General features: G+C 46.6%; 14 protein-coding genes. All 14 read left to right on the top strand.

What is annotated here, in order from left to right:
* The first annotated feature begins 46 nt into the window (after positions 1–46).
* The 14 genes from ACO0K2_RS11790 (at position 47) to ACO0K2_RS11725 (ending at position 14,567) form a co-directional block, all read left to right on the top strand.
* The gene (locus tag ACO0K2_RS11790; RefSeq protein WP_423018964.1) at positions 47–361 is read left to right on the top strand and encodes a phage tail assembly protein T; all 315 of its coding nucleotides are present in this window, start codon (positions 47–49) and stop codon (positions 359–361) included.
* Between the two features lie 60 nt (positions 362–421).
* A complete protein-coding gene (locus ACO0K2_RS11785; RefSeq protein WP_423018962.1) occupies positions 422–895 on the top strand; it encodes a hypothetical protein in 474 nt (157 codons plus the stop codon).
* Positions 896–951: 56 nt separating this feature from the next.
* Positions 952–3,891 carry a hypothetical protein gene (locus tag ACO0K2_RS11780; protein WP_423018960.1) on the top strand — a complete coding sequence of 980 codons (2,940 nt, stop codon included), beginning with the start codon at positions 952–954 and terminating at the stop codon, positions 3,889–3,891.
* A 1-nt stretch (position 3,892) separates the two neighbouring features.
* Positions 3,893–4,231: a phage tail protein gene (locus ACO0K2_RS11775; RefSeq protein WP_423018958.1), complete on the top strand. Its 339-nt coding sequence runs from the start codon at positions 3,893–3,895 to the stop codon at positions 4,229–4,231.
* On the top strand, positions 4,228–4,926 hold the full coding sequence (locus tag ACO0K2_RS11770; RefSeq protein ID WP_423018956.1) for a phage minor tail protein L: 699 nt from the start codon (positions 4,228–4,230) through the stop codon (positions 4,924–4,926). The genes ACO0K2_RS11775 and ACO0K2_RS11770 overlap by 4 nt, the downstream gene beginning before the upstream one ends.
* Complete coding sequence (locus ACO0K2_RS11765; protein ID WP_423018954.1) at positions 4,923–5,678, top strand: C40 family peptidase; 756 nt, start codon at positions 4,923–4,925, stop codon at positions 5,676–5,678. The genes ACO0K2_RS11770 and ACO0K2_RS11765 overlap by 4 nt, the downstream gene beginning before the upstream one ends.
* Positions 5,662–6,261 (top strand): tail assembly protein, encoded by a 600-nt coding sequence (locus tag ACO0K2_RS11760; protein ID WP_423018952.1) that lies wholly within the window; start codon positions 5,662–5,664, stop codon positions 6,259–6,261. Before ACO0K2_RS11765 ends, ACO0K2_RS11760 begins: the two co-directional genes overlap by 17 nt.
* 61 nt (positions 6,262–6,322) lie before the next feature.
* The gene (locus ACO0K2_RS11755) at positions 6,323–9,829 is read left to right on the top strand and encodes a host specificity protein J (RefSeq protein ID WP_423018950.1); all 3,507 of its coding nucleotides are present in this window, start codon (positions 6,323–6,325) and stop codon (positions 9,827–9,829) included.
* Positions 9,826–10,227 carry a hypothetical protein gene (locus tag ACO0K2_RS11750; protein WP_423018948.1) on the top strand — a complete coding sequence of 134 codons (402 nt, stop codon included), beginning with the start codon at positions 9,826–9,828 and terminating at the stop codon, positions 10,225–10,227. The genes ACO0K2_RS11755 and ACO0K2_RS11750 overlap by 4 nt, the downstream gene beginning before the upstream one ends.
* Entirely contained in the window at positions 10,224–10,409 is a 186-nt protein-coding gene (locus ACO0K2_RS11745) for a hypothetical protein (RefSeq protein ID WP_423018946.1), read from the top strand. Before ACO0K2_RS11750 ends, ACO0K2_RS11745 begins: the two co-directional genes overlap by 4 nt.
* Before the next feature lie 109 nt (positions 10,410–10,518).
* Positions 10,519–11,226, top strand: coding sequence for a hypothetical protein (locus ACO0K2_RS11740; protein ID WP_423018944.1), 708 nt, complete (start codon positions 10,519–10,521; stop codon positions 11,224–11,226).
* Entirely contained in the window at positions 11,223–13,442 is a 2,220-nt protein-coding gene (locus tag ACO0K2_RS11735) for a hypothetical protein (protein WP_423018942.1), read from the top strand. Before ACO0K2_RS11740 ends, ACO0K2_RS11735 begins: the two co-directional genes overlap by 4 nt.
* Before the next feature lie 257 nt (positions 13,443–13,699).
* Positions 13,700–14,179, top strand: a complete 480-nt coding sequence (locus tag ACO0K2_RS11730; RefSeq protein ID WP_423018940.1) for a glycoside hydrolase family 108 protein — start codon at positions 13,700–13,702, stop codon at positions 14,177–14,179.
* Complete coding sequence (locus ACO0K2_RS11725) at positions 14,172–14,567, top strand: hypothetical protein (RefSeq protein WP_423018938.1); 396 nt, start codon at positions 14,172–14,174, stop codon at positions 14,565–14,567. Before ACO0K2_RS11730 ends, ACO0K2_RS11725 begins: the two co-directional genes overlap by 8 nt.
* The last annotated feature ends 27 nt before the right edge of the window (positions 14,568–14,594 follow it).

The following is a 14,594-nucleotide window of genomic DNA, read 5'->3' as shown; positions in this document are numbered from 1 at the left end:
AGACCACGAGCGCCGATTCAAATACAGACTGGCGCTCGCGCTTGGGATGACAGTTGGTCAGATCAATGAAATGCCAATCGAAGAATATTTGGGCTGGCAAGAGTTTTACCTGCTTGAACCATGGGGTATTCAGGTGCAAGATACCATGCATGCCCATTCGATATCGGTGCTTGCTGAGATAAATCGTAACCGCACGGAGCGACCGGAGCCGTATCGAATTAAAGACTTTACACTTTACGATGATCGAGTTCCAGAGAAGAAAGCAGTTGATCCTTTAGTTGGAGGTAAGACGTGTGAAGAGTGGCAATTGCTCTTCGCGGCTGAAGCGCTAGCGGCAAGATGTCAAGTTGCTAATGAGTAATTTTAAGTTTTTTACAATAAGTGATATTATTTAAAAGTAAATTAACTTAATGAGGTTGCAATGAAGTTTAGTTCAAAATTGATTATCGGGCTGCTCTTTGTTTCAGTCATATGCGTCTTGACAAACGACAATCCTGTAAAAACTGGCCTTCACATCGTAATGATTGGTTTTGCTGCGATCTTGTTGAGGATTTTTTGGCAAATTTATGTTTTTTTACGTAATCTTTTTAAGCCTGTATTTAATAAATTAGCGCCGTATTCGGAAGTATTAGATGAAAAATTGAAGCCAATCAATGAGCATATTGATTTGTCATTGCGTAAATCAGGTATGGCTGGGACTGCAGATTTTGGTAAGAATACTGGTTCATTTCTGAGGTCAGCCATCGATAAAGTCAACGAGAAAGCGGATCGATATTCTGAAGAGCAGGTCGCCCCTACGCCGGAGACACATGTTAAATGTCCAGATTGTCGGGAATTAGTTTTCAAAGATGCTAATAAATGCCAATTTTGCGGCTGTAAGCTTGTGCCGCAGTAAGTTATCCACATTCACCATAAGCCACCTTCGGGTGGCTTTTTTTTTGGAGTATTGCCATGGCACTCGGTAATTTATCAGTTAAAGTTTCTGCCGATATTTCTGGGTTCACGAGCAATATGCAGCTTGCATCCCAGGCTGCAAACGACAATATGATGGCATCACAAGATGCGATCGAAGGATTCCGTCAAAGCTTGCTGCAATCAACAGCCGATATGAAGAGCTTCTCGGCAGTGATCAATTCCAACATGAAGGCGGCAAACGACAGCATTACAACTAATGCTGATCAGGCCGCAAATGCGCTCACTGATATGGGTGATAGCATGGACGAAGCGAAGGAAAAAATTAAGGAAGGGGCAAAGGAGTCGCAAAAAGCGATTGAGGATCTCAATGATGATGCGGGAGAGAAGGCAGAGACATTGGGTGATAAAGTAATGGGCGCTTTAGGTGCTGTTGCTAGTTTTGCTCTCGGCTTTGTTAAGAGTGCGATTGAGACGGCATTGGCGGTTGAGGCAGCACTAGCTTTTTCGAATGCACTGGGCGTCATAGTGAGATCTTTATTTGAGATCTATGCTATTTATAAGGCGATCTCATTTGTAGTCTCGATGCTCGATATTTCGTTTTATAAAAGCGAGGACATCGATGCGATCATTGCTTACAGCGCGAGTTTGAAGGAACTGCAGGACAACCTTTTAATTTCATCTATTCAGGCCGGAGCTCTATATGATGCTTTGCATCGCCTGGGTGTTGATCAAAAAGAATATCTAGACGTCTTCTCAAAGGTCACATTCTCAATTCACGACAATGGGGATGAGCTTGAGCGCTTAGGCGTAGTGACAAAAGATGCAAATGGTAAATTTTTAGACCAGCGTAAAGTCCTTGAAAATGCCAAGGCAGTCCTGGATTCCTACACGGAGGGCTGGGACAGGAATAGAGCATCGGTCGCGATTGGCATGGGTACTTATGCTCAAATTACAAATGCGTTGAAAGTCACGGATGATCAATTGCACGCGTCCAAGGAGCGCCTGAACGACTATCAGCTCGGCATGACCGCCGGAACGCAAGAAGCGCTTAGAAAATATCAGACAGCTATGCGAGAGTTTCAGAATGAAAATGATCTGATGTCGCAAGGTTTTAAGCGTGTCATGTCTGACGCGCTGGTACCCGCTTTTACTGCAATGATGAACTATCTTAAGAATGGATGGCCGAGCGTCGTTAATCTTTTCCGTGTTGGTGTGTCGACTATTGTTGGTCTTGTATATGGCATCGTAGATGGGATCTATATCTTTGCTCGGAGTATCGTCGCGATTGGTGAAGTAATCGGTGGAACGTTAATCTCTCTCGGTAAGGCGTCGTTAGCTGTCATGCAAGGAGACTTCAAGAAAGCTGGCGAATATATGACCGAAGGTTGGTCGGATGCCAAGGATCGGGTCAATGATGCTGGTAAAGAAATCGTTGACGTCATCATGAAAAATGATGCGGCGATCAAACAAGCAGTCGGCGATGACGGTCGAGATGCGTCTCTTGCTGCGTCGAAACGCGATATTCCTGAGAAGAAATCATGGGTGCCGCCGGATAAGAAAGAAAAAGAAAGCAATAAAGACGTTGCTAAGTCAGTGATGGAAGGAAAGATCAAAGAGCAAGAAGCATTGATTGCGTCTGAAAAAGCGATTTTGCAAAGTCGTGAAAGCTATCTCAAGACGTATTACGCGAACGACGAAATGAGTGCTGAGGAATATTACAGCACAAAAAACCGCGCCATTGTAGAAGCAAAAAACAATATCGAGATCGCATACAAGGCGGAAATCGCTGCTGCTGAGCAGTACATTTCGATTAATGAAAAAATTAAAGGGAATGAAAAAGAAGTGGAAGAGGGTAAAAATCGGATTATTGAAGCCAAAAAGAAGCGTGCAGCCGATGAAATGGCGCTTAATAATCAAATTACTCAGTCTTACATGGAGCTGGCAGCGGAAGCGGGTGTGATACAGAAAGAGTTTTTGACCAACGCTGAGGCCGAGGACAAAATGTACGCTAGTCGTATGTCAAAAATCCAAGCTTTCAAAAACGCTCAAATTTATAACGAGCATGCGGGGAACCGTATGCTTGAGCAAGAAGGCAGGCGGCATTCTGAATCAGTGATTAATGCGGCGATCGCCGATGAGCGAAAAAAACAGGATCTCAATGTGTTATTTTTGACAAATTCTGCAAATACAGCTGATCAAGTCAAAGGTTACTGGCTAGCAGCAAATCAAAGCGTTTTAACCGACCAGCAAAAGCTTTCTCAGATGACAGCTCAAGCAATGACAAGCGCTACCGATGGCGTCGCCTCTGCCGTAACGCAATTCATTAATCATGGTAAAAGCCTCGGTGAAAGCTTAAAGAACGTAGCGGTAAGCATTGCCGATTCATTCGTGCAAAGTTTTATAAAGATGCAGATTCAAAAACTCTTGCTTGATAAAGTTGCAGCAACTGGTTATGTGGCCACCATCACGGCGCAGTCGCAAGCGATGGTAGCTATGGCGTCTTTGGCTGCATTTGCATCCACCGCCGCAATACCTATTGTTGGTCCTGGTCTCGCTCCTGCTGCTGCTGCAACTGCCGCGGCAACTGCAGAGGGTTTTTCCACTGCTGCGATTGCGGCAGCTACGTTGAGTGTTCCTTCCGCTCGGAATGGTTACGACATTCCGACGAACGTCAATCCCTTGACTCAGCTTCACGAGCAAGAAATGGTTTTGCCAAAAGAGCAGGCGAACGTTGTTCGTGACCTTGCAAAGTCGAGCTCTACAACGCAGCAATCATCAACGGGGCCTATCGAGCTACATACGACAATAAATATTCACCCTGACGGCAATTCGTCTTCTAATACAAGCGGCAAAGGCGTTGATACGGGAGCTGCAAAGCAATTGTCGGATATGGTTAATGGGCTGACGCAGCAAGCACTTGCTAAAGAAATGCGGCCAGGTGGGTTGATTTGGAAAATGAGAAGCGGACAGGTTTGATATGGATACTTTTAATTGGCAACCATTTGCGGGGTCTACTTCATTAGCGCCGAAATATAGAACCCTGAATGCACAGTTTGGCGATGGATATTCGCAAGTGGCAGCAGATGGCATCAATAACGTGGTCAATTCGGCGCAGCTAACGTTTCGCGGTCGTTCTGCGGATATGTTGCCGATACTCTCTTTTCTGAATGCAAAGGCTGGGGTTGTCTCTTTTTACTGGACTCCGCCACTAGGGGTGCAGGGCACGTACAGGTGCAAAGACGTTCAGCCAAAGCAAGAAGAGGGTGACGTTTATTCAATCTCTGTGACTTTTCAGCAGGTATTTAATCTTTCATGAATATTCCATTTCAAGATGTTCAATCACTTGAGCTGCCGCCAATCGTTGAGCTATTTGAGCTTGATGCAACATCGATTGGTGGTAGTCTTATTCGATTTCACGGATATACCCAATCATCTACGATCACATGGCAGGGCAATGTTTATACGGGATGGCCGATTGAAGCCACGGGCTTTGCTCGTAGCGGAACGGGTAACTTGCCAACGCCAAAATTAGCTGTCGGCAACGTTGATTCATCAATTTCCACCCTTTGTCTAAATTTCGCTGATCTGGTCGGGGCGAAGCTTACTCGTCATACAACCCTTGGGAAGTACCTTGATGCGGTGAATTTCACCAATAGCAATCCGACTGCTGACCCAACTCAGGAATTTCCGCTAGATATCTGGTACATCGAGCAAAAGACATCTGAGACCAATGAAATTGTTGAGTTTCAGCTTTCGAGTGCATTGGACTGCATGGGCGCGATGCTTCCACGGCGCCAGATTGTAGCTAACGTTTGCTATTGGCTAAGTTGCGGCGGCTATCGCGGTCCTAACTGTGGTTATACAGGAAGTGCGATGTTTGATAACAAAGGTAATCCCGTGCAAAACAGCGCGCAGGATCGTTGCGGCGGTCATTTATCGGACTGCAAATTGCGGTTTGGCGCAACGGCTATTTTTCCGTTTGGCGGCTTCCCTGGCGCGGGGCTTTCATGAACGATCAAACAATTGCTGATCTTAAGGCGCACGCTGAGGCTGAATATCCAAGAGAAAGCTGCGGTCTCGTCGTCATCGTCAAGGGGCGTGAGAAATATATCCCCAGTAAGAACTCAGCAACTGGTGAAGAGCATTTCATCATCTCTGCTGAAGAATATGCAGCGGCAGAGGAATTAGGCGAAATCGTGGCAATCGTTCATTCGCACCCAAATGTAATGCCGGAGCCAAGCGAAGCAGACCGCACTAGCTGCGAGGCCTCCGGTTTGGCTTGGCATATCGTCCGAGTTGATACGGACGGCGAAGGCGCGAACGCTGGCGACATCGTGACAATCAAACCATGCGGGTACAAAGCGCCATTGGTAGGCCGTCAGTTCTTCCACGGTGTTCTCGACTGCTACACACTAATCAGGGACTGGTACGCGGAAGTAAAAGGCATCACTTTGCCGGACTTTCAGCGACATGACGACTGGTGGAATGATGGTGCTAGCGACATCTATACGAACGGTTTTCCGCGCGCTGGCTTTGAAAAAATCCCAGCACACGATCAGCCAGAGATTGGCGACGTCATATTTATGCAGATTCGCAGTAAAAATGGCGTTCCGAACCATGCCGCGGTCTATATCGGTGATGGATTGATGCTGCACCATCTGCACGGGCGATTATCCAGTCGTGACGTGTACGGTGGCTACTATCAAGAAGTAACACGCTTCATTGTCAGATACAAAGGACTTCCAAGTGACGCAGGAACTTAAAACAATTCGCTTATACGGCAAACTCGGCACTAAGTTCGGACGAGTCCACCGGTTCGCCGTTCAAAATGCCAGCGAAGCTATCAGAGCACTTTGCATCATGATCCCGGGCTTTCAAAAGGAATTAATCACGAGCAAAGATCGCGGCATTGCTTATAGTGTTTTTCTCGGTAAAGAAAACATCAATGCTGATTTACTCCACGCTCCTACAGGTGGTCAGGATATTCGCATTGCTCCGATTCTGCAGGGCGCAAAACAGGGCGGCTTGTTTCAGGTGATTCTTGGTGCTGCCTTGGTTATCGGCGCGGGCTTTCTGACTGGTGGAGCAGCCTTCGCTGCAATCGGGGCTGGCGGTATTGCTGGGGCAGTAGCAACGGCGGGCATCGGGCTTGCTCTGGGCGGCGTAGTTCAAATGCTTTCCCCGCAGCAGACAACACAGTCAAGCTCAGCAAGTAATAGTGCCTCCTACAACTTTAACGGGGCAGTCAATACAACAACTCAGGGTAACTGCGTTCCCGTCCTATATGGTCGAATGATTGTTGGCTCGTCCGTAATTTCAGCGGGGATTTACTCGCAAGATCAGTAATTTAAAAAGAATTTTTTTCAAAGGCACCTTCGGGTGCTTTTTTTACGTCTGAAGGTTTTAAATGCGCAAAATTATCGGGTATGGCGGCAAGTCTGGAAGCGGCAGCGGCTCCGTAGAGTCGCCAGATTCTTTGCATAGCATCTCATACGCAAAAGTAATGGACTTGGTGTCTGAAGGCGAGATTCAAGGTCTCGCTAATGGTATGCAGTCTGTCTTCTTCAATGATACGCCGCTGCAAAATCCGGACGGTTCATACAACTTTACTGGCGCAACAGTCGATTTTCGTTCCGGCTCACAAAGCCAGTTGCCTATCGATGGTTTTCCGGACGTGTCGAATGAGCATGGCGTTGGCGTAGAGCTGCGCTCATCATCCCCATGGGTGCAGAACGTTACAAACACTCAACTGACATCACTAAGTATTCGTCTGGGCGTTAGTGCTTTGAGCAAAGCAGACACAAGCAGCGGAAACATTGGCGGCTATCAGATTAATTACATCATTGAATTGTCTACTGACGGCGGCGCATATCAAACGGTCGTCAATACCTCGTTCAATGGCAAAACCACTTCGCAATATCAGCGTAGTCATCGATTCGTACTTCCAGCGGCGAAAAATGGCTGGACTGTCCGCGTTACTCGCACCACGCCAAACGCGAATAGCTCAACGGTTTCGGATACGACGACCGTTCTGACATACACGGAATTGATTGATGCCCGCTTGAACTACCCTATGTCAGCATTGATAGGCGTTCAAATTGATGCGTCGCAGTTCCAAAGTATCCCGACTCGTTCTTATGATCTTCTCGGTCGCATTATCCAAGTGCCAAGCAACTATGATCCGGTTGCCCGGACATACTCGGGCATTTGGGACGGTACGTTAAAGCCCGCGTGGACTAACAATCCAGCGTGGATTTTCTATGATCTACTGACAAATAGTCGCTACGGTCTGGGCAATCTGATTCCGTCGTCTTATGTCGACAAATGGGGGCTGTACATCATTGGTCAGTATTGTGACCAGATGGTCCCGAATGGCTTAGGTGGTACTGAGCCGCGCTTTACATGTAACGTGTATCTTCAAAGTGCTGCAGAGGCCTACAAGGTTTTGCAGGATTTGGCTTCAGTGTTTCGCGGGATTACTTATTGGGCGAGCGGATCTATCGTTGTGTCCGCAGATATGCCGCAGGACCCGACGTACACATTTACTGCAGCCAATGTCATCGACGGTAAGTTTCATGGTGCAGGTAGCGCAAAAAGCACTCGCTACACGACAGCGACCGTCACATGGAACGACCCAAACAACTTCTACAAGCAAAAAGTTGAGTATGTCCAAGATGATTTAGGCGTCCAGCGTTACGGTGTTAAACCGATCAATGTGACCGCATTTGGCTGTACATCGCAAGGTCAGGCACAGCGCGTAGGTCAATGGATGCTGCTCACATCTCGCCTTGAGACTGACATGCTGACTTTCAGCGTAGGTCTCGATGCTTTGGTTGTTACGCCTGGTCAAATCATCCGTATTGCGAATCCAAACAAAGCAGGTGTGCGTAACGGTGGTCGGATTAGTTCCGCCGTTGGGCGCGTTGTAACTTTAGATAAAGCTCCCGCGATTAGTGCTGGTGACTTGCTGACGGTTATTTTGCCGTCTGGTGTATCAGCAACGCGAGTAGTGCAGTCGATTTCTGGCAACTCTGTGACTGTTGTTGGAGACTGGCCAGTTATGCCACAACCGCAAGCGATCTGGTCTGTGGACAACGCGAATCTCGTTGCGCCTACTTACAAGATTTTATCGATCACAGAGAAAGACGGACTTACTTACGAAATATCCGCGATTCAGCATATCGCAGGCAAGTTCGACAATATCGACAACGGCACGATCATTCAAAACAAGCCGACGGCATTGCTTGCAGATTTACCTGATTTGCCGACGAATTTGCTGTTTTCAGCAAATACATACTGGAACCCATCTAATATTTCTGTGACTGATGGTAATCTGAGCTGGTCAGGAACATCACCGAAATATCTAGTCCAGTGGCAGCGCAATAACGATATCGTCAACCTAGATACTTCGCTGACGCCGAGCTACCAGATCAATAGCATGCTAGCAGGGACGTATAATTTTACGATTACGGCGGTGTCTGCGGCTGGGAAGAGGTCGCAACCAGTACCATATTCAGTTGTAGTGAGCAACAGCACAGATGCCAGTGTTTCAGCAGCTACATCGCTGACTACGGCGGCAAACATTTTTGAAATCGATGTAAGTTGGGCGATTCCTCCGAGCATTATCAATTACCTTGTTGGGACTGAAATTTGGAGCTCTGCGACTCCGAATCTATCGGACGCAACAAAGCTGACGACTATTCCTGCGCCGCAAAATACGTTTGCATTGACAGGCTTATCAGCGGGTCAAATAGTTTATTTTTGGGTTCGGTTGGTAGATAAGCGTGGCAATCTCAGTGACTATTACCCAACTGGCACTGGGGCAAAGGGTACAACGAGCACTGATGCAACGAGTATTCTTAACTATCTAAAACGTCAGATTACTCAATCGCAGCTCAGCGTTGATTTGCTAACGCCAATTCAGGCAATTCCCGATATTCAATCTACGCTACAGGAAATACCGCCTGGTGCAGAATTGCAGCAGGTATTGGTTGATCAGCAAAATTCGATTTCAGCAGCTGATGCAATGGCTGCATCGCAGCTAATCTCATTTGTGAGCGCAGATCAAGCATTGGCAAACGCGCGGACTCTGTTGCAGGCATCTATTGCAAAAAATACCGCATCGATTCTTCAAGAGTCTACAGCTCGAGCGAATGCTGATGGCTCATTGGCTACGCAAATTGAACAAGTCGCAGCTGTTGCCGGATCCACTTCGGCCTCGGTGGAAACGGTATCAGCTACTGTTGCTGATATAAATTGCAAGCTGTCAGCAACACATACCATCAAGACGCAAATTACGCAGGATGGTAAAACGTACATTGCTGGCATCGGTCTGATGGTCGACAACGGCAGTGGCACGCCAGAGACTGAGATTTATCTCTCAGCGCAAAAAATTGCTTTTATTGACGAAAGTACAGGTAGTGCTACGGTCCCATTTGTTGTAGTGAATGGACAGACTTTCATCGCTGATACTTTTATCAATAATGCCAGCATTACAAACGCAAAAATTGTCGATGCTGCTATTAGTAGCGCCAAAATCGGTAACCTACAAATTACCACGGCGCATATCCAAGATTTGACTGTCGGCACTAACAAGATTACCGGAAATGCAGTAACGGATATCGACATCTTTTCAGGTATTGCGCCGGGAGCCGCGGTGCCTTTCGTAGTTTCTGATGCATCGTCAGTTCTTGCGATTGCAACTTGTAACTATGACCAAAATGGTTATGGCGGTGTGGTAATCAAAAATAGCAGCGGCTCAATTATTATTGCTGGCACTGGCGGCGCCGTAGGTATAACTACGTCAAACGTTGTTGTATCAGGTGTGCTTCAACCTGGTACGTACTACCTTTGTTCTGCCGGCTCAAATACTGCGTCACTGGTATCAGCCAATATTTTGAAAGTAAAGAAATGACTGGAACTATAGACCCACTAGCAGAGCCAGCGCAGCAACAACTTGCTTTTCCAATCTCTATGTATGACGAAACGGGAAAGATTATCCTGAATGCAATCTTGTCGCCGTCAACTTACGAAGGTTACAAGGAAGCAAACATTCTTTTCGTAGAGGGAATTTACGACTCAACGCTAAACTATGTTGTTGAAGGCGAAGTGGTCAGTCGAGTAAGTAACCCAACGACGATATTAGGTCTCGAACTTAGCTCTTTGCCGAGCGGTAGCGTAATCTATATCGACAGCTCAAGTTACCCCAGCGATGAAAGCACAATGACACTGTCGTTCTCTCACGCCGGAACATACAAAGTCGTCGTTAAGTGCTTTCCATTTACAGACAAAACTTTTGAGGTAACAGTATGAGTAAAATCCTTCACATCGTCTGCCACAAACTTCTTCGCAAGAAGGAGTATCCATCTTTAGAAGAGTTCGCTGACGCCTATTTTTGGGAAAGAAATGGCAATCCAGAACCAATGAAACTGTATTTGGAAAAAGTGAGGAGCGTCAAAGAGAAAATTCCAAAGTCACCGAATCAACAAAAATAGAAACCGCGGAAAGCGGTTTTTTTTCGTCTATAGGAAGTGAAATATGGGCTGGTATAAAACTGGAACAGTTTCAGTGCAACAGGGTTCGAATACGGTTAGTGGTGTTGGAGTGGATTTCATATCCAATACAGCGCGCGGAAATATATTTCTCGGACCAGATCGACAGGTATATGAAATTGATCAAATTATCGACCATCAGACGCTGCATATAGTAGTGCCATATGCAGGTGCAACAGTGCAAAGCGGAACATATTCTGTTATTCCTACGCAGGCATATGTGCAGCAACTAACGCAAAGCGCGTCATCTCTGCTCAACACGTTTGGTGCATTTCGCGACGACTATGTTGCTGGAAATTTAGTGGGAAAGGGTCTGCAACTCAAGGGAGTATTGAGTGATCCATCTCAGTTGCCATCGAGTCCGTCGGTTGGCGATGGGTATCTAATCAATGCAAGTATTTATGTTTGGACAGGACCTGCATGGCAGTCAAGTTCAATCAAAGGTGATCCTGGGGACGTTACGCCAGCATATACGTCCATTGGAAATCAAGTGGCAGCAAATGCACAGCAGACAGCATTGGATCGAGCTGCGACGTCTCAAAGTGCTGCTGCAGCAGCTGCTTCTGCTCAGGCGATTCAAGCAGTTGCAGCTTTAGTTCAATCGTTGACGGCAAACGCGAGTTGTCAATCGACAGTTCAGCGTCCAATTCCAACGTACGTCGGTCAGTCGTGTCTAGATATGCAACTCGGCTACGTTGTTTACGCAAGGCAGTTAAATCCACCAATTTGGCAAAATGCCGAGGGAGTTTATCCATTATGAAAAAAATCATCGCGTTCGTAACAGCATTATTTTTAATCACGACTAACGTGAGTTTTGCACAGTCATTTTCAAGTTCTGTTATCCCGATGGGAAACATCAATGTACTGGGTACCGCAACATTAGCTACTCCATTATCTGAAGCATCGGGAGGCAGTGTTTACGTTAATGCTGACAAATATGCTTCGCAGGGTTTGCAAGCAGCTATCAATGCGACGCCCTGCGGTGGTACGCTTTTTGTTGGCAAGAATGGTTTCAACGCGAAAACATCGCAAGCAAATAGTCCAAACGAATTGGTTTTAATTCAGGCGTGCGTTAAAAATATAGAGTGTTCGGGCTGGGATGCGCCGATTACTGTGACCAATGATTCGTCGTGGCCAGCAAATATTATTCGGGTAGCAGGTCCGAGTAATGGTCAAAGATTTCGTAGTTGCTACATCAAAAATGCGAGCACACCTGGAACAACGAATGCGCTAACGCTTGACGCCACATCGACATATGAGGGGTCAAACGTCATTGATTATTTCAAGATCGAACACAATAAGTTTGATAATTTTGGCGGATTGGGAATTAACGTTGTTTTTCCGCTTCCGTACTTAAACGGTGTTTTCGATGGCAACATTCAATACAACTTTATCAATGGTGGAGTCTCTCTAAACCGTGCGGGCGATAACAATGTGTTGTCTCATAATCTGATCGCAGGTGCTGGACCAGGCATCTACATGAACTCGGTCATTGGAGCAAATACAAATGTCATTGCTAACAATACGATTGTTTCATGTAACGGTAGTATTAAAATCGATTATGCAATGCATCCGGTCATCATTAATAATGAACTGGAGCCCGCGTATGGCTGCGCATTAGAATCAAATGGCGCATTAATTGATTTGAATGGCAGTGCTGCAAATCCAATCACGAATGCGATTATCAAGAGTAATCAAGTGACGATGCAGCCGGGCACTGCAACGTCAGGCGTTCGTGTGAACTACGCTAAAAATACCCAGCTCGATAATACAGTGATGACCGGCAATGCGACGATGACGCAGAACCTGATCACAGCGAATGCTTTAAACACCGTACTAACAATGACGGACGTTGGTGATGGTAGCGGCATTCAAACTCAAGTGAAAAATTTCAGTGCGACCACAGCAATCAAGAACACTGTACGTGGATCTGAGTATTTTCTGACTCCTGAAAATTTTTATAATTTGCAGCCAGGTGGGGCGACTGTCGTGACCATGATCAATGGTAACGGTCAGAACGGATCAACATATCCACTGTCGCTTTACAAAACTCAGTTGGCGTTACCGGTATTCACTGGCACATTGAATGATTTGACTGCTGGTGGGTTGTATAACGCTGGATTTAGTGCGACATACTGCGTTGTTATCGATTCGGTGGGCGCAGTAGATACATTCAAGTGGGGAACAGATAATTGTTCAACGTTCCCTAGCACTGGTGTTCCCGTAAACGGCGGTGTGATCGGGTTATCGTATGGTGTCGCAGTGCAGTTTGCGAACAATACGGGGCATGCGATCGGTGATAAGTGGGTGATCCAAGCGAATGCATTAACTCAAGCAAATCAATTATTTGGGGTTAATTATAATGGCGACGTAGTAGTAGCCAACCAGCAGTACTACGCAATTCGTGATACTGCTGGAAATAACATTCAAATGCTCACGGTCGACAACGCGAACAATATGTTTGTGGGCCCGACGGCTGCAGTGACGAGTGCTGGCCCTGTGGTTTTTGGAACATCAGCAGGCACGCAGGGTGGTCGCTTAATATCAAATGGACACTGGTTATTTGGCACTACGACTGATTGTGGGTCGATAGTATGTGCTGCGACAGTAAATGCCACTACAAAAATGGTGGCGAGCAGCTATGCGAGCTCGAGCGGAAATGTGTTTGTCAGTTCTACAGCTCCAACAATTGCATCAGGGTTTGGAACTTCGAATCAAATCTCAGCGTACACAACAGCAGCCTTCAAGATCACTGTCGGATCAAGCCCTACTGGTTCCGGTGTGGTTACGATGCCTGCTTCAACTCTTGGGTGGGCGTGTCACGCACAAGATGTATCTAATAGTGCATCAATCGTTGTCGGTGTGACAGCACAATCTACGACATCAGTAACGTTGAGCGCTTACTCAAGAACAACCGGGGCTTCTACCCCATTTATCGCTGGTGACGTATTGACAGTATCTTGCAGCGGTATTTAATTAACTCGTCCTCACTTTAAACAACCCGCTTCGGCGGGTTTTTTTACATCCATAGAAAGGTAAAGGATGGATTTTTTAAAACATTTTATTGATATGGCATCAATAGCGACGGCACTCGCGACCGCTCTTGCTGCTATCGCTGGAGTCCTCCCGCCGCTTGCCGCACTAGCGTCGATTCTATGGATCTGCTTCCAGTTCTATCATTCTGATCCCATAAAGCAATGGCGAAAAGTCAGGAAGTTAGGAAAGGTGAAAAAATGAATTTCGATATTTGTATCAACAGACTGCTAGGCAATGAAGGCAGCTATGTCAATGATCCGAGCGATCCTGGTGGTGAAACAAATTGGGGAATTTCCAGGCGAAGCTACCCAATGGTTGATATCAAGAACTTGACGAAGGCACAGGCATCTATGATCTATAAGCGTGATTTTTGGGATGTGGTTCAACTAGACGACGCACCGCTTGGAATCGCAAATCAATTGCTTGATTTTGCAGTTAATTCTGGCTTACAGACCGCAATTCGAGCTCTTCAGCGTGCTGTAGGCGTTGCAGACGATGGTGTGCTTGGGGCTTTTAGCAAGCAAGCCATAGCAAAAATGCAGAGTCACGACATCGTCATGCGTCTATTGGCGGAGCGCATCATTTTTATGACAAATTGTAAAAACTTCGATTCAGATGGAAAAGGTTGGATGCGTCGGATAGCGAAAGAATTGCAATACGGAGCTCAAGATGTTTGAAAAATTTGGACTCTTTTATAACGTGTTTCGTCAAGGGCAGGCCGTTGCGGATGCGGCCAAGCTCAAAAACAAACAACTGCTGGCCAACACGCTTGCAGTCTTGCTGACATCAATCGTCGGCGTTGGGAAAATGTATGGTTACGATTTCCATCTTACAACGGACGACCTTAACAGTATCGCTGGTGTGGGCGCTGTTGTGTTCGGCTTGTTCAACGCAGGCGCAACTGTGGCATCTTCCGACAAAATCGGACTGCCAGCCAAACAATCCGATCCAGCGAGCGAACAGCCAATGCCAGCAGTACAAGAAGTTGTTCGAGCACCAAAACCAGTGCAATCAGAGTCTGGTTCTGAAAACATCTGGATCAATCCACCTCAGCCGGGTGGCTGAATCAATCCGGATAGTCGATGGGCTGAC

Origin of the sequence: Undibacterium sp. MH2W, assembly GCF_049340215.1 — a bacterium.
GTDB lineage: Bacteria > Pseudomonadota > Gammaproteobacteria > Burkholderiales > Burkholderiaceae_D > Undibacterium.
This window is presented reverse-complemented; position numbering and strand designations above follow the sequence as displayed.